Genomic DNA, 20,384 nt, shown 5'->3' with positions numbered 1-20,384 from the left:
GTGGACATCAGCGTCTGCCGCCCCGGCGAGCTGACGGCCGCCGACCGGGCGGCGTGGACGGCCTTCCAGGACCGTTCGCGCCCGCCGGCCGGACCGGGGCTCGCCAATCCCTTCCTCTCACCGGAGTTCGCGCTCGCGGTCGGCCGCACCCGGCGCGACACCCGGATCGCCGTCCTGCGCGAGGGCGGCGTCCCGGCCGCCTTCTTCCCCTTCCAGCGGACCGCCGCCGGCGTCGGCCGCGCGGTGGGCCTCGGGGTGTCGGACTGCCAGGGCGTCGTCCACCGCCCCGGATTCCGGTGGGACGCGCGGGAACTGCTGCGCGCCTGCGGGCTGGCGGTCTGGGAGTTCGACCATCTGGTCGAGGGCCAGGAGCCGTTCGCGGACGGCGTCAGCGCCTCCTTCCCCTCCCCGGTCATCGACGTGGGCCGGGGCTACGAGGCCTATCTCGAACGCCTGCGCGCCTCGTCCCCCGGCTTCCTCAAGTCCACCCTGGCGAAGGAGCGCAGACTCGGCCGCCGGGCCGGCGAGGTGACCTACGTCCACGACGAGCGGGACCCGGCCGTGCTGCGCACCCTGATGCGCTGGAAGTCCGCCCAGTACCGCAGGACCGGGCGGAGCGACCGGTTCGCCCAGCCCTGGATCACCGACCTCGTCCACCAGCTCTTCCACACCCGCAACGACGGCTTCCGGGGACAGCTCTCGGTGCTCTACGCGGGCGGCCGGCCGGTGGCCGCGCACTTCGGGCCGCGCACCGGGCGCGTCCTCAGCAGCTGGTTCCCGGCCTACGACCCGGAGTACGGGGCCTTCTCGCCCGGACTGGTGCTCCATCTGCGGATGGCCGAGGGCTCGGCGGCCCAGGGACTGGAACTCATCGACCTCGGGCGGGGCGCGAAGCGCTACAAGGACGAGCTGAAGACCCGGGAGATCACCGTCTCCGAGGGCTGGGTGACCCGGCCCCATCCGGTGGCCGCGGGCCACCGCGCCCGGCGTGCGCCCGTGCGGGCGCTCCGCAACACCGTGCTCGCGAGACCCGGGCTCTTCAAACCGACCGACCGGATTCTCCGGGAGTTCGGCAGAATCCGGTCACGCTCCCGGCGATCACATCCGCGTGATTCCTGACCGGAATTTCCCGGGTCCGCACGGGAGAACGATCAGAAAAATCAGAGAAGGGGGGAATTGCCCTGGGGGACTTGCCATGCGGTCCTTGATGTTCATACGGTCTTATCGACCACCCGCATCGGTTCATCGGTGAACGGCCCGGGGAGGGGCTCAGGACCGCGATGACACCGGAGCGGGGCGCGGTTGGGGGGTGCCGTGTCCGGCGGCGCAGGAGTCTGCCGGGACACGGGCCGCGCACGGCGGTATCCATACAGCTCACGCATGCCCTGGGGACGGTCCGTGCCGTCCCGCGGCCTGCGGGAGAACCCCCCTTTCGAACCGGACACACCACCGGGCCCCCGCGGGGCGGGCGGCCCACCGGACGAGAGGGAACATCACATGAGCTCATTTCTGCACCCGGCGCGATCGGACGAGGACCCCTTAGGTCCGCCGTCACCGGCCGGCGGAAATCCCGACCACCACGAACGGCCGGCGGACCGGTACCGCCCGGTCTCCTGCCATTTCGCGATCACCCCACCGGTGAGCGTCGTCATTCCGGCGATGAACGAGGCCGGAAATCTTCCGTACGTATTCAAGACACTGCCGGGCTGGATTCACGAAGTGGTCCTGGTCGACGGCAATTCCACCGACGACACGGTCCGGGTGGCCCGTGAACTCCGGCCCGACATCAAGGTGATCCCGCAGCGGGGCAAGGGCAAGGGCGACGCCCTCATCACCGGTTTCGCCGCCTGCACCGGCGAGATCATCGTGATGGTCGACGCCGACGGCTCGGCGGACGGCACCGAGATCGCCAGCTACGTCTCCGCGCTCGTGGCCGGCGCCGACTTCGCCAAGGGCTCGCGGTTCGCCAACGGGGGCAGCACGGACGACATGACGGGCATCCGCAAGCTCGGCAACCGGGTGCTCACCGCGCTCGTCAACGCCAAGTTCGGCGCCCGCTACACCGATCTCTGCTACGGCTACAACGCCTTCTGGAAGCGCTGCCTGGACGAGATCCACCTCGACTGCGCGGGCTTCGAGGTGGAGACGCTGATGAACATCAGAGTCGTCAAGGCCGGACTCAGAGTCCAGGAGATCCCGAGCCACGAGTACCACCGCATCCACGGCGACAGCAATCTGCGCGCCGTGCGGGACGGGCTGCGGGTGCTCAAGGTGATCCTCCGCGAGCGGGCCTCCCGGCGCTCCCGTCCCCGTCCCCGTCCCGCCGTGATCGCCATGGAGACCGGCCGGGGGGAGGCCCGTTGAGGACCGAGGACCCCCGGGACGCCGGGGAACTCCGGGACACCGGGGAGCTCCGGGTCTCCGTGGTGATCTGCGTCTACACCGAGGACCGCTGGGAGGACATCCTGGCGGCCGTGGCCTCCGTACGCGGCCAGTCCCGGCCCGCGTACGAGACGCTGCTGGTCGTGGACCACAACCCGGGGCTGCTGCGGCGGCTCACCGAGCGGTACGCGGACACCGGGGAGGTGCGGGTGCTCGCCAACGCGGGCCCCCGCGGTCTCTCCGCCGGCCGCAACACCGGCATCGCCGCGGCCGGCGGCGACATCCTGGCCTTCCTCGACGACGACGCCGTCGCCGAACAGGACTGGCTGCGCCGGCTGACCGGCCCGTACGCCGATCCCGCCGTGCTGGCCGTCGGCGGCCGGACGCTCCCCGTGTGGGCGTCCGGCCGCCGGCCCGCCTGGTTCCCCGAGGAGTTCGACTGGGTGGTGGGCTGCTACTACCGCGGGCTGCCGCCCGGCAGGGCGCGGGTGCGCAATGTCCTCGGCGGCAACGCCTCCTTCCGCCGCGAGGCGTTCGAACTGGCCGGCGGCTTCACCACCGGTATCGGGCGGGACGGCGACGCGCGGCCGCTGGGGTGCGAGGAGACCGAGCTCTGCATCCGCCTCTCGGCGGCCCGCCCGGACGCCGTGCTGCTCCTGGAGGACCGCGCGGTGATCCACCACAAGGTGCCCGCCGGCCGGGAGGAGTTCGGCTACTTCCGCCGCCGCGCCTACGCCGAGGGCCTCTCCAAGGCCCTGGTCACCCGGAGCGTGGGGAGCAGGGCAGGGCTGGAGACGGAGCGCCGCTACACCACCCGGGTGCTGCCCGCGGGGGTCGCGCGCGGGCTGCGGGACGCCCTGCTGGGCCGGCCCGGCGGAGCGGGCCGGGCGGGCGCCATCGCCGCCGGACTGGCCGCCGCCGCCTGCGGCTACGCGGTGGGCACCGTCCGGCGCGGCGCACTGCTCCCCCGGCCGGCGGACGGGCCGGCGGGGACGGAGCCACGGGCCGCCGGGGCGGGTCCGGTGTCCGGCGGCGGGCCGGGCCCCCGCGCCGGGCGCGGAGCGGACGGGACGGCCGCCGGCGGCACCGGCCCGGAGCCCGGCGCCACCGCGAACGGCACCCCCCTCGCCCGGGGGACGGCCGCCGGGCCCCCGCGGCTGCCGCCCGGCGGAAGCGGGGCCGGGGCCGGCCGTTCGGCGGGCGGACCGCGCCGGGAGCGGCGGCCGGGCAGGCCGGGCCGGTGGCCCGGGCCGCCCGGCCCGGTGCCGATCCTGATGTACCACGCCGTCGGGGAGACGCCCGCCCCCGCCGCGTACGGGCTGTCGGTCGCGCCCGAGGCGCTGCGGACACAGCTGGAGCTGCTGGCGGAGCGGGGGTTCACCCCCGTCACCACCCGTGCCCTGGCCGCCGCCTGGCGGTCGGACGGCCCGCTGCCGCCCAGACCCGTGCTTCTCACCTTCGACGACGGTTACGAGGGCGTGCACCGGTACGCCCTGCCCGCCCTGCGGAGCCACGGCTTCACGGCGACCGTCTTCGCCACCACCGGCTGGCTGCGCGGCCCGGACGAGACACCGGGCGCCCTCGACCTCATGCTCGACTGGGACCAGCTGCGCGATCTGTCCGCGGCCGGGCTGGAGATCGGCGGGCACAGCCACACCCATCCGCAGCTGGACGCCCTCACCGGGCCCCGGCTCCGCTCCGAACTGGCCCGCTGCCGGGACCTCCTCGCCGGGGAGCTGGGGCGGTGCCCGGTGTCGTTCGCCTATCCGTACGGCTACTCCAGCAGACGGGTGCGGGCCGCCGTGCGGGCGGCGGGGTTCCGGCAGTCGCTCGCGGTCGGCAACGCGCTGGCCGAGCGGCGGCACGGCCCGTACGCCCTGCGGCGCGTCACCGTCCGCCGGAGCACCGGGATCGAGGAGTTCGAACGGCTGGTCGAGGGACGGGCGCTCGGCCGGGTCTTCGCCCGGGACAGGACCCTGACGAAGGGCTACGCCCTCGTCCGGCGCTCACGGCAAGCTCTCCGGAAGGTGACCCGCGCCGGTGACTGACACGACCACCACCGTCCCGGCCGGGGAGCGCACCGGGGAGAGACCGGGCGCCCCCCGCGGGCCCCGGCCGCGCCGGCTGCTGCCCCGGCCGGCCGGTGGCAGCCCGCTGTTCCGCAACGCGTACGCGCTGATGGTGAACACCGGGATCTCCGCCGTCCTGGGGCTCGGCTTCTGGCTGGCCGCCGCCCGGTACTACACCGAGGAGGCGGTCGGCCAGGGCTCGGCGGCCATCGCCGCGATGAAGCTCCTGGCCGGGCTGACCGCGCTGACGCTCACCGGCGCGATGGCGCGCTTCATCCCGGTGGCGGGGCGCGCGACGGGACGGCTGGTGCTGCGCACCTACGCGGCGAGCTCCGTGCTGGTGGCCGTCGCGGCCGTGGTCTTCCTGCTGACCCTCGACCTGTGGGGGCCCTCGTACCGCTTTCTGCACGGTCCGCTGAACGGGCTGGGGTTCGTCGCCGCGGTCGTCCTGTGGTCCCTGCTGACCCTGCAGGACGGGGTCCTGACGGGGCTGCGGAGCGCCTTCTGGGTGCCGGTGGGCAACACCGCGTTCTCGGCGGTGAAGCTCGTCCTGCTGGTGCTGATCGCCGCCTCGGTGCCGACCGCGGGGGTGTTCGTCTCCTGGGTGGCCGCGATCGCGGTGTCCGTGGTGCCGCTGGGGCTGCTGGTGTTCCGGCGGCTGGTGCCGCGTCACGAGGCGGCGGCCGGCCCGGAGACGCGGCCGCCGGGCCTGCGCGAGGTCGGCCGGTTCCTCGCCGGTGACTACACCGGCTCGCTGTTCGCGCTGGCCGTGGTCTATCTGGTGCCGGTGATCGTCGCCGCGCAGGTCGGCTCCGCGGACAACGCGTATTTCTACATCGCCACCACCATCGGCGGCACGGTCAATCTGCTCGCCCTGAACATGGGGGCCTCGCTCACCGTCGAAGGGGCGCACGACCCCGGGCGGCTGGCGGAGAACTGCCGGGCGGCGCTGCTCCGGATGGCCCGGATCATGCTCCCGGTCGGGGTGCTGCTCTTCGCCGGAGCGCCCCTGATCCTGGGCGTCTTCGGCGAGGGTTACGCACGGGAGGCGACACCGCTGCTGCGCCTCTTCGCGGTGGGCGCGGTCCTGCGCGTCGTGATCGAGGTGTACTTCGCGGTGCTGCGCGCCCAGTCGCGCACCAGTGGGCTGGCCGCGCTCCAGGGCACGCTGTGCGTCCTGGTGCTCGGGCTGACACTGCTGCTGCTGCCGCGCATGGGCCTGACGGGCGCGGGGATCGCCGAGGTGGTGAGCCTCACGCTGGTGGCGTCCGTCGCCGGGTGGAAGCTCCTCCGGCTGCTGCGGACGGCAGGACGGGCGGAGTCCGGGACAGCGGCGGAGACGGGGACGGGGACGGCCGAGGTGCGGCCCGCGGAGTCCGGGGCGGCGGCGGGAGCCGGGGCAGCGGCGGCAGCCGGGGCGGAGGGTGCCGGCCGCGCGCCGGGGGGCAGCCGGGACGGTGCTGGTCCGGGCTCGGAGCCGGGCTCCGGGCCGGGCTCGGGCAAGGCCGGACCCGGTGGCTCCGGCGGGGAGATGCTCTCCGGCCCGGTCCTGTGGCCGCAGGCCGGGTCCGCACCCGCACCCGCGCCGCACCACGCCGCCGCCGTACCGGAGAGCGGGCGGGAGCACGCCGCCGTCCGGCCGGACGCGGGAGGCGGGGCCGGTGCGCCCGGACCCGCAGGGCGGACGGGCGGGCGGCCGCTCCACACACCTGCCTGGGCACGGCGTCTGGCGCTGGACGAGGACACCCTGCGGCTGGGCCTCCGCGCCGATCTGGACCACCCGGAACGCCATCCCGTGCTCGACCCGTACCCCCCGCCGCCCGGCGGGCCCCGGCCGCGGACCGACGCCGGCCCCGCAGCGGACCCGGCCGTCACCGGGGCACCCGGCCGGGCGCTCCCCGCCGGCGCACGGCCGCCGCTCGCGCTCCCGGGCGGCGCGGAAACCGGCGCCCGCACGGTCACCGTCCCCGGAGCGGGCCGCACCGCCGGTACGGCCGGCGGGACGGGCGCCCCGGGAAGCGGAGGCACGGGAGGAGCTCCGAAGCCGTCTCCCGGGCCGGACGGGACCCCCGCCCCCGGACCGGACCACGGCAGGCCCGGCGGCGGGCCGCGAGCCGCCCCCGGCGCCGGAACCCCGGCGTCCGGCGGCAAGCCCGCGGCGGCCCGGCGCCGCGGCGCGCCGGTTCTGCCCGCCCGGGCCGGGCACGCCGCGGGCTGGCTGCTGCTCGCGGCCGGACTCGCCCTGTACTGGCTGCCGTTGCGCGGCCTGGACGACGCCGGCCTCGACCGGATGGGCGGCCTCGGCCTCGTCTCCGTCCTGCCCGCGGCCACGCTCCTCGGCGCGGCCCTGCTGGTGGCCGCCTTCGCGGCCGCGCTGTGGCCGGCCGCGCCCCGCCGTCCCCTGCTGACGGCCGTCCTGCTGCTGACCGTGGTGTCGCTGCACGCGCTGCCGGCCGTGCTGGAGGCCGAGCCGCGCTTCGCCACCGCGTGGCAGCATCTGGGGTTCATCGAACACATCGACCGCACCGGCACGGCCGTGCCCGATCTGGACGCCCGGTGGTCCTGGCCCGGGTTCTTCGCGGCGGTGGCGTTCGCGGCCCGCGCCTGCGGGGTCACGGACCTGACGGAGCTGCTGCGCTGGTGGCCCACGGTCATCCAGCTGCTGTATCTCGCACCGCTGTTCCTGCTGCTCCGCGCGGTACGGGCCTCCTGGCGCGCGAAATGGACGGCGGTCTGGCTGTTCGCGCTCTGCGGCTGGGTCGGCCAGGACTACTTCTCCCCGCAGGGCTTCACCTATCTGCTCTATCTGGCGTTCGCGGCCGTACTGCTGGTCTGGTTCCGGGAGCCGCGGGTGCTGCCGGGGAAGCGCCGGCCCGGCGAGGCGGAGCCGCCGGCGGCCGGGCGGGCCGACCGGGCCGTCCTGCTGCTGGTGCTGATCGTCCTGTTCGCGGCCACGGTGCCCACGCACCAGCTGACGCCGTTCGTGATGCTGGGGGTGCTGACGGCCCTGGTGCTCGTGGGCCGTTCGTGGCTGCGCGGGCTGCCGCTGCTGTTCGCCGCGATGGTGGCCGTGTGGATCGGGTTCTTCGCGGAGCCGTACTGGTCCGGCCACTTCGACGAGCTGTTCGGGGGCGTCGGCGGCATCGGCGGCAATGTGTCGTCGTCCGTCTCCGGCCGGATCGAGGGCGGCAGCGAGACGCACAAGCTCGTCCTCTACACGCGCGTGGCGCTCGCGGGCTCCGTGCTGGGGCTGGCCTGCCTCGGCTGGTGGCGCCGGCGCAGGGCAGGCTACGGCGAACGGTCGCTGCTCGTCCTGGCGTTCGTCCCGTTCCTCGGCTTCGGCATGCAGTCGTACGGCGGTGAGATGGCGCTGCGGGTCTTCCTGTTCGCGCTGCCGGGTGCCTGTGCGCTCGCCGCGCTGGCCGTCTTCCCCCGTGTGGGAAGCGGCCGCCGGGCGCCGGCCGTGCTGGCGGCGGCGCTGGCCGGACTGGTGTTCATGGGCGGCTTCCTCGTCGCACGCTGGGGCAACGAACCGTTCGAACGGGTGCGCACCGGTGAGGTCGCCGCCATGGAGTACGTCTACGCCCACGACGAGCCGACCGTGCGGGTGCTGTGGATGAGCGACGACCCGGTCGAGAACGTCACCCCCGCGATGCCGTGGGGCGCCCGGGACATGGAGCGGGTCGGCTATCTGCCGACGCTCGCCCCCCGCGACGCCGCGCGGGTCGGCCCCGTGGTCGAGGCGCTGGAGAACGCGGGCCCGAACTCGTATCTGATGGTCGGCCGCGGCCAGTCCGTCTACCTCCACATGGACGCGGGCTACGCCCCGGACTGGGAACCATCGCTGCTCCGCGCGCTGGACGGCCGGCCGGAGCTGCGCCGCGCGTTCTCCGACGACCACGCCGTGCTCTACGAACTCCGCGAACAGCCGCCGGGGGCCGTCCCGGAACCGGAGCCCGGACGGCCGGGGCCCCAGGTGACCTGGACGCCCTGGTCGGTGTACGGGGCGATCTCGGCGGGTGTCCTGATGCTGCTGCTGGCGGCGCGCGAACTGCTGCGGGTGACGGCGCCGCCGGGGGTCCGGGCGCTGGCCTGGCTGCAGGGGACGCTGTGGTTCGCGCTGCCGCTGATGGCGGTGACGCTGGCCTCCCTGGTACACCGGTTCTGGACGATGTCCTGACCCGGAGCCGCCGGGGCCGGCCGCGCCCCGGCGGCCGGCCCCCCGTCCGGGCGCCCGCCCCGTGCGCGTGCGGGCGGCCGGTCAACCGGAACGGGCGGGCCGGTCGGTCAGCGGGTCTGGTGCGCAAAGCCGTTCGGATGGACGGGAGCTCCGGGGACCGCCGCCCTTCCGGCCGGCCCCACCGCTCCCGTCAGCGCTTCAGCCAGCGCACTCCGTACGCGCCGAGGTCGAACGAACGGCCGTCGACCTCCGCGGCGATCGGGCGGTTCCGGATGTTCACGACGAGCACCGCGTCCTCATCGGCGAGCACCCGTACATGCGGCCGGTCCCCGGCCGCGACCGCCACCTCCGTGAAGCGGCTGCCCGGCGGGAACTCACGGGAGAAGCGGCTCAGCAGATCCATCATCGGCAGCGCGGACCCGCCGCCACCGGCCGCCGTGCCGCGCCACAGGCAGCCGGCGCAGCTCGTGCTCCGCTTCTGCGGGTTCCAGTAGAAGCCGGTGGTCGCGCCGCCCCTGCTCATGGCGATCAGGGCGGCGGCGTGCACGGCGCGCCGGTGCGGTTCGCTCCAGCCGTCGCGCTCGTCGTTCTCGTCCCCCGGCTCGACGTACCACTCGGCCCACCACAGCGGCAGCCCGGTCTCCTCGCGCACCCAGCGGCTGACGGCCGTGAACTTGGCGGTGGCGCGGAACTCGTCGGGTACGAGCGCGTCCTCACGGGTGTAGCTGGAACCGTCCACCACGACGAAGTCCGCGCCCGCCTTGTTCTCGTTCCAGTACCGGACGGCGTCGAGGGCCCGCCGGTCGAGGCTGCCCCAGGGGCCCTTGACCTCCGAGGCGTTGGTGCTCTCGCCCGGCGGCTGGCTGTCCATGACGACATACGGCCCGCCGACGAGGTTCTCCTTGTTCACCTTCTTCAGCTCGGCGTGGACGAGGTTGTAGAGGCGGGTGTAGGCCTCGGCGTCCCAGCGCTGCCGGTCGTCGTCGTAGAAGCCCTTGAGCTCGTTCCAGACGATGAAGTGCCGGACGTCCGGGTAGCGCCTGGCGACGACGCCCGACAGGCGGGCGAAGTCGTCGTAGTAGGCGGGGTCGGGCGCCTTCTCCAGCCACTCCCGGGACCAGTCGGTCTTTCCGCGCTCGCCGCCCTTCATCCAGTCCGGCGCGCAGCACAGGGTGATGACGGGGGTGCCGCCGGTGCGGCGGATCAGGTCGATCCGGCTGTCCAGCGCGGAGAAGTCGTAGCGGCCCGGCGCGGGCTCGGGGTTGCCGGCGCCCCAGCCCATGATGTGCTGGTTCTGCGGTATGGGCCGGGCGGAGAGCATCCGGTCCGCCCGGCTCCGGGCGGCCGCGCCGCCGTCGTCGGCGCTGTACTGAGTGTGGGTGAAGCCCCAGCCCAGCTCCGGCGCGGGCTTGCCGCCGGGCATGCGCGGGGTGCCGTGCGGCCCCGGATCGCCGTTCCGGCCGTCGGGGGCACCGTCGGGCGGGAAGCCGCACATCACCAGCAGCAGGCTGAGCGCCGTCACGCCGATCGCGAGGAGCAGGGCGGTTCCCGGACGCCGTCGCCGTGGATCCGATGCCCCTGCCCGCTCCTCTGCCCCCGCCGCCGCGCCCGCCGGGGCCGGCCCGCCCGTTCTCCTCTGACGTCTCATCACCCGCCAGCGTAGCGGGCAATTCACCCGGTACGGGGGCTTCCACGACAACCCGGGGAAGAGCGGACGGCCGGGGCGCCCCGCGGTCAGTCCGCGCCGTAGGCGGCGCGCAGGGCCTCCTCGGCGGCGGCCTGGGCCTCCGCGCGGTTGAGCCCCAGCCTGCGGACGCGCTGGGCGTACGCCTGTGCGGCGGCGGCCGCTTCGCGCTCGGCGCCTTCGCCCGCGGCGGCCACGAAGGTGCCGTTGCGGCCACGGGTCTCGATCACCCCGTCCGTCTCCAGCGCGCGGTACGCCTTGGCCACCGTGTTGGGGGCGAGCCCCAGTTGGCCGGCGAGGGCCCGTACGGTCGGCAGCCGGTAGCCGGCCGGGAGCCGCCCCGAGCGGGCCTGGTCCGCGACCTGGGAGCGCAGCTGCTCATACGGTGCGTCGGCCGAGCCGGGGTCGACGGTGACCTTCAGACTCACAGGTGCTTCTCCCTCGTCGTGCGCCGGTCCGGGCCTCCATTGTGTGCCACCGGCACCGGCCGTGCGCCACGCGGCCGGACCGCCACGGGAGCGGGCGGAAAGGGCGGCACGGCGTGGAACGCGGACGGGCGGGCCCGGACGGGCCCAGCCCGGGCCCGGGTCAGCCGGCCCGGCTCTCGGTGGCCGGGAGGCACACGGTGCGGCCGGGGGCCGCGGGGTCGTGCGCGACCCGGTCTCCCGGCAGCTGCCAGTGGAGGACGAAGCGGTCGCCCGCGCGGTAGGCCTCCAGACCGGCCCGGCAGTAGGCGACCATGTCGTCCGGCAGCCGGTCCAGCGGGCACCAGCGGAATTCCGAACACTTCTCCGGCTCCCGGTTGACGGGCTCACCGCCCGCCCCGTACGCCGCCTCGAAGAACCAGCCGATGCGCGGCGCGCCCCCGGGGCCGCGGTGCTGCATGACCAGGGCGGCGCGCAGGTCCTCCGGGGCGAGGTCCAGCCCGGTCTCCTCCCGGGCTTCCCGGATCACCGCCTCCCGCACGTCCTCCCCGTCCTCGGCGTGCCCGGACGGTACGCCGAGGAGGCCGTCGCCGTATCCGGTGCCGGCCCGCCGGGCGAGCAGCACCTCCGCACCGCGGCGGAGGACGAGGTGGACGTCGACGACCTCGGTGTGGCGGCGGGCCGGCGCCGGCCAGGCCACCAGGGCGTACCGCTCGTCATCGACCGGCCCGCCCCACAACGCCGGGTCGCCCGACAGCCGTTCGAACCGGGTCCGGTCCGCCAGCGGGGCGAGGGCCGCCTCCAGGTCCGCCGCCGGCAGCCCGGCGGGGCTCACCGTGCCCCACCACACCCCCTCGACCAGGACCAGCCGGCCGCCGGGACGGAGCAGCCCGGCCCAGTGCCGCAGCACGGCGGCGGGGTCGGGCAGCAGCCAGAGCACATGGCGGGCCAGCACGGCGTCGAAGCGGCGGTTGCCCACCGGGGGTGCCGCGGCGTCCCCGGTCAGCACCTCGGCACCGGTGCCGGCGAGCTTGGCGCGGGCGCGCTCCGCCATGCGCGGGGAGCTGTCGACGCCGGTCACCCGGTGTCCCCGACCGGCGGCGAGCAGCGCCAGACTGCCGGTGCCGCAGCCGAGGTCGAGGACGTCCGACGGTTCGCCGGGCAGCCAGTCCGCCAGCCGCGCCGACCACGCCGCACGGACGGCCGGGTCGCGCAGCCCGTGGTCGGGCTCCTCGTCGAACTCCGGTGCGGCGGCGTCCCAGTAGCCGGGGGACCGGGGGGACGGGGGTCCGGAAGGCGCGGTGTTGTTCTCGGTCATGCGGAGATCCTGGCAGCGGCCACTGACATGCATCCTGCCGGCGGGCCGGGCGGGTTCCGGTGGCCGGGCGGCGTCAGTGCGGCGGCAGGGGCCGGACGCCCAGCGTGCGGTGGCGGAGGCGGCGGGCGGCCAGCCGGGCCTCCGGCCGTTCGGCGCGGAGCAGGGCGAGCTCACGGCCGAGCACCTCACCGAGGTGAGTGAGGAAGCGGCCGGGGTCGTCGGCGGCGTCCGTCACGGCGTCCGGGCCGGAGCCGGAGCCCGGGCCCGGCTCGGACGGGCCGGGCTCGGCGACCACGCGGTCCACGATGCCGTGCGCCAGCAGGTCGGCGGAGCGCACGCCCTGCTGGGCCGCCACCTCGTCGGCCCGCTCCGTCGTCCGGTGCAGAATCGCCGAGGCGCCCTCCGGGGGCAGCGGGGAAAGCCAGGCGTGCTCCGCGGCCAGCACCCGGTCGGCGGGCAGCAGCGCCAGCGCGCCGCCGCCCGCGCCCTGGCCCAGCAGCAGGCACAGCGTCGGCGCGGGCAGGGTGACCAGATCGGCCAGGCTGCGGGCGATCTCGGCGGCCAGGCCGCCCTCCTCGGCCTCCCGGGAGAGCGCGGCCCCGGCCGTGTCGACGACGGTCAGCAGCGGCAGGCCGAGTTCGGCGGCGATGCGCATGCCGCGCCGGGCCTCGCGCAGCCCGCCCGGCCCGAGCGGGGGCGACGCGCCGTCGTGCCGGTCGTGGCCGAGGACGACGCACGGGGTGCCGCCGATACGGGCGAGCGCGAGCAGCAGCCCGGGGTCGTGCTCGCCGGCGCCGGTCCCGCTGAGGGGCGTGACCTGCCGGCCCGCCGCCTTGAGCAGGGCCCGGACCCCGGGGCGCCCGGGGCGCCGTGACCGCCGGATCGAGTCGGCGGTGGCGGAGACAGCGGTCGCGGGTACCCCGGGTTCCCGTCCCGGCGGCGCCGCTGGCGGTGCCGTACCGCCGGAGACCGTCGCGGCGCCGCCGTCCGGTACGCCCGCGGGCGCTGGCGCCGCCGGTGCCGCCGGGCCGCCGTCCGCTCCTGCCGCCGGGCCCGCCGCCTCCGGTCCGGACAGGGGCGGCGGGACGGTACCGGCGGCGCCGGCGGTGTCGTCGCAGAGCACGTCCAGCGCGTCCGCGACCACCGCGGGCAGTTCGCGGGCGGGCAGCACCGCGTCGACCAGGCCGTGGGCCAGCAGGTTCTCCGCCGTCTGCACGCCCGGGGGGAACTCCTCGCCGTACAGGGCCCGGTGGACGCGCGGTCCGAGGAAGCCGATGAGCGCGCCCGGTTCGGCGGCGGTGAGGTGCCCGAGCGAGCCCCAGGACGCGAGGACCCCGCCGGTCGTCGGATGGCGCAGATACACCAGGTACGGCAGGCCGGCCGCCTTGTGCCCGGCGATGGCGGCGGTCACCTTCACCATCTGGACGAACGCGACCGTGCCCTCCTGCATCCGGGTGCCCCCGGAGGCGGGTGCGGCGAGCAGCGGCAGCCGTTCCGCCGTCGCCCGTTCCACCGCACGGACCAGCCGCTCCCCCGCCGCCACCCCGATCGAGCCGGCCAGGAAGCGGAACTCGCAGGCGACCACGGCCACCCGGCGGCCCCGGATCCGGCCCTCACCGGTGATGACGGACTCGTCCAGGCCGGTGCGCTCGCGCGCCCGTTCGAGGTCGGCGCGGTAGCCGGGGTCGCGGGTGGTGACGGGGACGGGCTCGTCCCAGGTCCGCCAGCTGCCGCCGTCCAGTACGGCCTCGATCAGCTGGAGCACGGGCTCGCGGTCGCTCGGTCCGGTCATGGGAACACCCTGCCACGGGGCGCCTTCCACCGGTTCACCAGGCCGGACGCCCGTGGGACCCGGTCCCCCGCCGCAAGCTCGCCGGTACGGATGCGGGCACGGCCCCGCCCGGAGTGCCGGACGGCAGGGCGGGGCGGCGGAGGGCGGGGTGTTTGAGGCCGGTTGCTCCGGGAACCGGGCGGTATGGCCATTTCACAGCGCAAGAGCAGCGCCGACGTCACCGCCCGCCGGGTGTTCTCGGACAGCGCCGGGCCCGGCCGCTTCCTGTCCGCCGTCGACCGGCTGGAGCGGACGGAAGAACTCGATCCCACCATCGACTGGCTGCGCGGGCGGATCCGCCGCCTGCCGCTCGGCCCCCTCCGCGACGTACTGCACGGCCGGTGGCTGGGGCACCCGCTCCATCCGGTGCTGGTGCAGGTGCCGATCGGCGCCTGGCTGTCCGCGGCCGTGCTCGATCTGCTGCCCGGCGAGCGGCGCGAGGCCGACGCGCTGGTGCTCCTCGGACTGTCCGGTGCCGGCCCCGCCGCGGTGGCCGGCTGGGTGGACTGGGCCGAACTGCAGAAACCGCAGATGCGGGTGGGGCTGCCGCACTCCGTCTCCAACGCGGTGGGCGTGCTCCTCTACGCCGGTTCGTTCGCCGCCCGCAGGTCGGGGCTGCGCGGTCTGGGACGCACGCTGGGCTTCGCCGGGCTCACGGTCGTCGGCATCGGCGGGGCGCTGGGCGGCCACATGGCGTACCGGCAGGCATCCGGCGCCAACCACGCCGAGGACGTGCCGCACCGGATGCCGCCCGGCTGGCACCCGGTGGGCGACATGGCGCAGTTCCCGGTGGAGCAGCCGGTACGGCGCCGGGTCGGCGAGGTGGACGTGGTCGTCGTACGGGAGCCGGGCGGCGACGTGCACGTCCTGGCCGACCGGTGCACGCACATGGGCGGTCCGCTGTCCGAGGGCGAGGTCGCGGACGGCTGCATCACCTGTCCCTGGCACGGCAGCGCCTTCCGGCTGTCCGACGGCTGGAACGTGCGCGGCCCGGCGACCGCGCCCGAGCACTCGTTCGAGACACGGGTGGTCGGTGGCCGGCTGGAGATCCGGCTGGGCGACTAGGCCGTGTTCCGGGTGGCGGGTGAGTCCTGGGCGGAGAGTTCTCCGGCCAGTTCCATACAGCGCAGACGGGCCGGGGAGAAGTCGTAGGGCATCTTGCCGATGGCTTCGAACAGGCTCATGGAGCCGGCCTCCCGCCGACCGGAGCCGAGGCCGGCCTCGCCCTCGCCGTCATCGGCGGTGGCGGGGTGCGAAGCGTCCCAGGCGTCGAAGAGGTCATCGTCGTCCTCACCCAGGCCGGACTCCTCGATGACGGCCTGCAGGGCGCTTTCGAAGGCGTGCCGCTCGGCGGCCACGTGAGCCACCCGTGGATCATCGACGGCGACACTGTCGTCGAGTGCCTCCTCGGCGTCATCGACGCGGTCGGAATCCTCCCGCAGCGTGGGATGCGTGGCCAGGACGACGAAGCGGGTGGCCTGGACGGCCGCGCCGAGCGGGCCGAAGATCCGCTCGGTGACCAGCAGACTGTCCAGGTCCGCCTGACGCAGGGAGCCCTCGGGCAGGCCCTTGAGGCGTTCGGTGACGAATTCGGAGAGCAGGCCCATCCGGCTGCCTTCGGTGCGCATCCGCCGCACGGCGGTCCGCTGCCGCCGCAATTCCGCCTCCCGCTCGGCGAGGGTTTCCTCCAGCCGCTCCAGGATGCCCGCGATGCCTTCTCCGCTGTCCGCACCGGCGGAAGCCGTGCCGGTGGTGAAGGCGTCACGGATGTCGTCCAGGGCGACCCCGGCATCGGCCATCCTGCGGATCCACAGCAGGCGGATCATGTCCTCGTACCCGTAGCGGCGGCGGTCGTCGCCGCCCCGCTCGGGCTCGGGGAGCAGACCGATCTCGTGGTAATGGCGAATCGCCCGTGGCGTGCTGCCGGTGAAGGCCGCCGCGTCACCGATCTTGACCCGGCGGGGTGGCATGAAAGACGCAGGCATGAGCAGGGACCTTCCTCAAGGCATCGGGACGTAAGTCCACCGGACCACATGCCGCTGCGGAAGGTGCAACCCCGTACACACCGCTCCGCCCGGTGCCGGGAAATGCGCGGGGGCGGGGGAGGGACGCGGCCGTACGCCCCGCCGCGGAGGTGCGGCCGCGTCCTCCGTGCCGGGGCGACCGGGGAACGGCTTCCGGCTCTCCGGCTCTCCCCACAGGGATCCCCCGAACATGCTTTCCCGCAGGGGCGTTACGGGGCTCCGCGCTTCGGCGGCCCTGCGGCCGTGCCGGCCGGGTCAGCGGTGTCCGTCGCGCGCCCGCGCGCACGCCGGGTCGTCGCCCTTCCGGACCGCGCCGCAGTGGAACACCTCCACCGGCGGAGTGGTCCGGTCGGAGATCTTCTCGACCCGCAGCAGCGAGATCCGCTTGTCGGTCGGCTCCCCCCTCCCCGTGGTGCCGTACACGGTGCTGCCCGTGGCTCCGTAGTACGGGTTGACGTAGTTCTGGTGCAGCACCTCGGCGTGGACCGCCGCCGGGTTGATCGCGTGCGGGTCCCAGGGCTGCCCGGGTGCGCGGACCCGCGCCACCAGGGTCTCGACGGCCCGGAGCAGCATCCCGGCCGAGTCGTACGCGAGTCCGACCCGCTCACCGACCCGGTCGTCGGCGTCCCCCCGGCCGAGGCAGCGCGGCGGGCTGAGCAGTCCCTCCTCCCTGACCGAGCGCAGAAAGCGGTCGGCCGCCTCGTCCCGCTGCCGGCGGACGCGGGTCTCCAGCGCCTCGCAGGTGGACAGCGCGGCCTTCGACACATAGGTGAGCGGGACGGTGCCCGGCGCGCCCTTCCGCAGCTCGGGGTTGGCCATATAGCGGTTGACGGAGTCGTCGGCGACCAGGTGGCGCGGCGGGTTGTTGCCGCAGGACGTGCGGAGCGCCTGCAGGAAGCCGTTGAACTCCGACCACCGCCCGGCGAAGAACAGCATGCCCGGGTAGCCGCACTCCCGGCTCAGGTCGTCACCGCTGCCGAAGAACGACGGTTCCCCGTCCAGCAGTTCGCCTCCGAGGCCGGCACGGAGATCGTCGAGGAGGGTGGAGACGTAGTAGTCCTCCTTCAGGGAGGAACGCTCCCCGTGGGTGTAGTACACGCGGACGTCCCGCACCCGCAGTACCCCGCGCGCGTACGCCGCGATCATCTCCGCCTGGTCGCGGTTGGGCGCGGCCATCTGGAGATAGAGCTTGGAGTGGCGGTCCATCCCGTCCCCGGAGAGGGTGGGGGCGATCGCGGGAAGTCCCGCCCGGTTGAGCCGTTTCAGGGCCTCGGCGGTGCTGCGGCGGCTCTCGACCAGGCCGATGACGCCGGCCACCGGGGCGTCGGACTCCTCACGCGCCAGGTCCGCGATCATGCCGACGGCCGTGTCCGCGTACCGCATCTGGAAACCGGCGTTGGCGACGACGACGCGCACCAGCGGGGCACCGTAGTTGCTCGGCGGCTCCTGCACCCCCTGGTACTGGGCGACCGCGAGCCCTTCCAGCTCCTCCCGCTCGGCCGCGTAGGCCTCCTCGTTCTGCTTGGTGGAGCGGCCGGTGAGCGTGCCGAGATAGACCAGGGTGACGTAGGGACGGCGGCGGCCGCTGCGCTCCCAGATGTCCCGCGCCTCGCGGTTCTGTTCAAAGATCCGCTCCTGTACCCGGCGGAGATTCTCCTGGCCCGGCTGGTCGTTGAACTTGAAGCTGCTGTCGTCGCTGTGGCCGACGCACTCGCCGCCCATGGCGCGGACGGAGACCTGCCTGGAGAACGGGACGTGCAGGCAGTCCGGCCCGCCCAGCCACCGGCCCGCCCAGACGGCGCCGGGCGCCAGCAGGGCCAGGCACACCCCGACGGCGAGGGTGCGGCGCGCGAACCAGGGCGGCGCCGGCGCCGTGATCCCGGACGGGCCGCCGGCCGGTTCGCCGTCACCCCGCGGCGGCGTCCGGACCAGCAGGAACCAGGCGCGGTCCGCCCGTGCGTGGCGTCTGCGGTCCAGTTGCTCCTCCCACTTGCGCCACTCCTCCTCGGCCCCGCCGGGATCGAGGTCGGCGAGCCGGACGGTGGTGTGCGGGCCGCTGCCGGCGACCGGGGTGGGCCGCTCGGTCGCGTAGACGGCCAGCAGCGGGTCCCAGCGGCCGGTCTCGTCCCGGACGTCGTTGAGGAGGCCGAGCAGCACCTCCCCCGCGTCGCCGGACCGGCCGCCGAGGATCAGCGCCACCGGGTAGGCGGTGCGCCGCCAGCCGCGCACGCGCCAGGGCGGGCGGGCGTACGCCCGGCGCAGGTCCTCCAGGAAGGCGTGCACGAGCAGCCGGTTGAGCTGGTCGGGGTCCTCGCCGTGCCGCGCGCCGGCGGTGAGCCGCTCGGCGAGGGCCGGGAACGTGCCCGACTGCGCCGGGGCCAGGTAGTGCTGGCGCATGAACCAGCGGTACTGGCGGCCGACGCCCGGGATGCGCCCGGAGACGGCGATGCGGAACAGCGCCGCGGGCACCACTTTCCGCGCGAACTGCCATACGAGGTGGTACAGCGCTCCGAGCTGCCCGGCGGTCTCGTGTGCGGCGGCGGGCTCCTCCACGAGCCGCCGCCGCTGCCGCAGCCGGCGGACGAGTTCGCCCGGGACGGCGTCGGAGTCGAGTTCGGACACATCCTGTTCGAGCAGCCAGGTCAGCAGCCCGAAGTGACGGAACCACAGCCGGTCACCGCCGAAGGTCTGGACGGACAGCGCCGCGCGCAGCCCGTTCAGCAGCGGCAGCACGGGAAGCGCGCCGTCCGTCCGGCCGGCCTCGGCCCAGGCGTGCGGGACACGTCTCCGCGGGGGCGCGTCCAGCCGCTCGCGCAGCACCCTCAGCGCGGCCGGACCGCCCCGTCCGCTCAGCCAGATGACCGGCAGCCGGCGGTCCCGGGGCCGCGGCCGCCGCACGAGGAAGGCGGCCAGCCGGAGCAGCCCCGCCGTCCCCCGGGGCGCCACACCGCTCCCGCTCCGCCCGCCCGTCCTGCCGCTCCCGCCGGGATTCCGGCGGGCCGGGCCCTCCGTCTCCGGTTCCCACTCCCCGTCCACGCGCCCCACTCCCCCGTCACGCGACTCGTGAAGTCCACTTCTAGCAACAGCCGTCACCGCCGAGAAGGCGAACGGTCCGAATTCCCCCGCGGAAGCGGCCACTTCACTTCCGCGGGCCGGTGCTCCGGGGCGGCCGCCGGTCGGCCGGCGCCGGACGGGCCGCCGCTCCTTAACGACCGCTCAGCCGTTCCTTAACGGCGGCATAAGGATCGCTCCCGCCCCGTCCCGGCGGCGGATTCCGGTCTTCCGCGGGGCTAGCGTGCTGAGCGCCGGGGCGGGTTCCGGCCGCCGGTGCCGCACTTCGGGGGGCCGCACCGGCGTGTGCCTCCCCGCCCGGCCCCCGTGCCGCACCTGAGTTCCACCGTGTAAGGAGACCCCCACGATGACCGTACGTCGCAAGGCCGCCGGAACCGCTCTCATCGGTGTCGCGCCGCTGGCGCTGACCGTGCTCACCGCCGTCCCCGCGGCCGCGCACGGCTCGATGACCGACCCGGTCAGCCGGGTGTCCGCCTGCTTCGCCGAGAACCCGGAGAGCCCGGACTCGGCGGCCTGCAAGGCGGCTGTCGCGGCCAGCGGCACCCAGGCGTTCTACGACTGGAACGAGGTCAACATCCCGAACGCCGCCGGGAAGCACAAGGAGATCATCCCGGACGGCAAGCTGTGCAGCGCCGGGCGGGACAAGTACAAGGGGCTCGACCTGCCGCGCGCGGACTGGCCGGCCACCGCCCTGTCCGCCGGGAAGCACACCTTCCACTACAAGGCCACCGCTCCGCACAAGGGTTCGTTCGAGCTGTACATCACCAAGGCGGGCTACGACCCGACGAAGCCGCTGAAGTGGTCGGACCTGGAGGCCGAGCCGTTCGCCGAGGTCACCGACCCGAGCCTGGTGAACGGGGAGTACGTGTTCGACGGCACGGTGCCGGCGCGTTCGGGCCGCCACCTGGTCTACAGCGTCTGGCAGCGCTCGGACAGCCCCGAGGCGTTCTACACCTGCTCGGACGTCACCTTCGGCGGCAGCGCCGCGAGCGGTGCCGGTACGGGCGCGGACGGCGGTCCGGAGGCGGCCGCGCCGGACGACGACCAGATCGAGGCCGCCGCCGGCAAGTCGACCGTCAGCCACGGCGGTCACGGCGGTGACGAACACCCGGCCGGAGACGCGGACAAGCCCGTCACGCAGGCCGCGCCGGCGGACGGAGCGGACGCGGACGACACCGCGGCGGACACGGACGGCACGGGCAACGCCCCGACGGCGGACGGCGCGAGCGGCCCGGCCGCGGGCGCCGAGCAGGCGGGCGCGGGCACGGAGGAGCTCGCGCAGACCGGTGGCGACAGCTCCACCACCCCGATCGCCGTCGGCGGTTCGGCCGTCGTGGCGCTCGGTGCCGCCGTGCTCCTCGCCTCCGCCCGCCGCCGGGCGGTCCGCCGGCGCGGCTGA

At 75.3% G+C, this 20,384-nt stretch carries 12 protein-coding genes and 1 pseudogene; 7 read left to right on the top strand and 6 right to left on the bottom strand.

Annotated features, from left to right (window positions below):
- From SXIN_RS25785 to SXIN_RS25765, 5 genes and pseudogenes are all read left to right on the top strand, one after another.
- Complete coding sequence (locus tag SXIN_RS25785) at positions 1 to 1,119, top strand: GNAT family N-acetyltransferase (RefSeq protein WP_019708946.1); 1,119 nt, start codon at positions 1 to 3, stop codon at positions 1,117 to 1,119.
- 378 nt (positions 1,120 to 1,497) lie between these two features.
- Positions 1,498 to 2,364, top strand: coding sequence for a glycosyltransferase family 2 protein (locus SXIN_RS25780; RefSeq protein ID WP_019708947.1), 867 nt, complete (start codon positions 1,498 to 1,500; stop codon positions 2,362 to 2,364).
- A 62-nt stretch (positions 2,365 to 2,426) separates the two neighbouring features.
- Positions 2,427 to 3,332: pseudogene (locus SXIN_RS25775) on the top strand (glycosyltransferase family 2 protein); the annotation flags it as partial.
- 324 nt (positions 3,333 to 3,656) lie between these two features.
- Positions 3,657 to 4,430: a polysaccharide deacetylase family protein gene (locus tag SXIN_RS25770; protein ID WP_095758198.1), complete on the top strand. Its 774-nt coding sequence runs from the start codon at positions 3,657 to 3,659 to the stop codon at positions 4,428 to 4,430.
- Positions 4,423 to 8,631: a lipopolysaccharide biosynthesis protein gene (locus SXIN_RS25765; RefSeq protein WP_420341067.1), complete on the top strand. Its 4,209-nt coding sequence runs from the start codon at positions 4,423 to 4,425 to the stop codon at positions 8,629 to 8,631. Before SXIN_RS25770 ends, SXIN_RS25765 begins: the two co-directional genes overlap by 8 nt.
- 190 nt (positions 8,632 to 8,821) lie before the next feature.
- Here the strand turns inward: SXIN_RS25765 and SXIN_RS25760 are convergent, their stop codons facing one another.
- The 4 genes from SXIN_RS25760 to SXIN_RS25745 all read right to left on the bottom strand — a co-directional run bounded on the left by SXIN_RS25760 (position 8,822) and on the right by SXIN_RS25745 (position 13,850).
- Positions 8,822 to 10,153 (bottom strand): glycoside hydrolase family protein, encoded by a 1,332-nt coding sequence (locus SXIN_RS25760; RefSeq protein WP_019708950.1) that lies wholly within the window; start codon positions 10,151 to 10,153, stop codon positions 8,822 to 8,824.
- Between the two features lie 212 nt (positions 10,154 to 10,365).
- A complete protein-coding gene (locus SXIN_RS25755) occupies positions 10,366 to 10,743 on the bottom strand; it encodes a GntR family transcriptional regulator (RefSeq protein WP_019708951.1) in 378 nt (125 codons plus the stop codon).
- 160 nt (positions 10,744 to 10,903) lie between these two features.
- Entirely contained in the window at positions 10,904 to 12,058 is a 1,155-nt protein-coding gene (locus SXIN_RS25750; protein ID WP_095758196.1) for a methyltransferase domain-containing protein, read from the bottom strand.
- Positions 12,059 to 12,131: 73 nt separating this feature from the next.
- On the bottom strand, positions 12,132 to 13,850 hold the full coding sequence (locus SXIN_RS25745; protein ID WP_095757610.1) for a carboxyl transferase domain-containing protein: 1,719 nt from the start codon (positions 13,848 to 13,850) through the stop codon (positions 12,132 to 12,134).
- Positions 13,851 to 14,033: 183 nt separating this feature from the next.
- Between SXIN_RS25745 and SXIN_RS25740 the strand changes: the two genes are divergently transcribed.
- Positions 14,034 to 14,954 (top strand): Rieske (2Fe-2S) protein, encoded by a 921-nt coding sequence (locus tag SXIN_RS25740; protein ID WP_019708953.1) that lies wholly within the window; start codon positions 14,034 to 14,036, stop codon positions 14,952 to 14,954.
- Here the strand turns inward: SXIN_RS25740 and SXIN_RS25735 are convergent.
- A complete protein-coding gene (locus SXIN_RS25735) occupies positions 14,951 to 15,874 on the bottom strand; it encodes a MerR family transcriptional regulator (protein ID WP_039821254.1) in 924 nt (307 codons plus the stop codon). The genes SXIN_RS25740 and SXIN_RS25735 overlap by 4 nt on opposite strands.
- A gap of 294 nt (positions 15,875 to 16,168) precedes the next feature.
- Positions 16,169 to 18,859: a type 1 periplasmic-binding domain-containing protein gene (locus tag SXIN_RS25730; RefSeq protein ID WP_157916341.1), complete on the bottom strand. Its 2,691-nt coding sequence runs from the start codon at positions 18,857 to 18,859 to the stop codon at positions 16,169 to 16,171.
- Positions 18,860 to 19,331: 472 nt separating this feature from the next.
- Between SXIN_RS25730 and SXIN_RS25725 the strand changes: the two genes are divergently transcribed.
- Entirely contained in the window at positions 19,332 to 20,384 is a 1,053-nt protein-coding gene (locus SXIN_RS25725) for a lytic polysaccharide monooxygenase auxiliary activity family 9 protein (protein ID WP_095757608.1), read from the top strand.

The organism is Streptomyces xinghaiensis S187, assembly GCF_000220705.2.
GTDB lineage: Bacteria > Actinomycetota > Actinomycetes > Streptomycetales > Streptomycetaceae > Streptomyces > Streptomyces xinghaiensis.
Note: the sequence above shows the minus strand (reverse complement) of the source record. Positions and strands in the feature narration are given on the sequence as shown.

Bases quoted from the DNA above. Each gene is read 5' to 3' on its own strand.
- SXIN_RS25780 (WP_019708947.1), top strand. From the start codon at position 1,498: ATGAGCTCATTTCTGCACCCGGCGCGATCGGACGAGGACCCCTTAGGT.
- SXIN_RS25770 (WP_095758198.1), top strand. From the start codon at position 3,657: ATGTACCACGCCGTCGGGGAGACGCCCGCCCCCGCCGCGTACGGGCTG.
- SXIN_RS25750 (WP_095758196.1), bottom strand. From the start codon at position 12,058: ATGACCGAGAACAACACCGCGCCTTCCGGACCCCCGTCCCCCCGGTCC.
- SXIN_RS25745 (WP_095757610.1), bottom strand. From the start codon at position 13,850: ATGACCGGACCGAGCGACCGCGAGCCCGTGCTCCAGCTGATCGAGGCC.
- SXIN_RS25740 (WP_019708953.1), top strand. From the start codon at position 14,034: ATGGCCATTTCACAGCGCAAGAGCAGCGCCGACGTCACCGCCCGCCGG.
- SXIN_RS25735 (WP_039821254.1), bottom strand. From the start codon at position 15,874: ATGCCTGCGTCTTTCATGCCACCCCGCCGGGTCAAGATCGGTGACGCG.
- SXIN_RS25725 (WP_095757608.1), top strand. From the start codon at position 19,332: ATGACCGTACGTCGCAAGGCCGCCGGAACCGCTCTCATCGGTGTCGCG.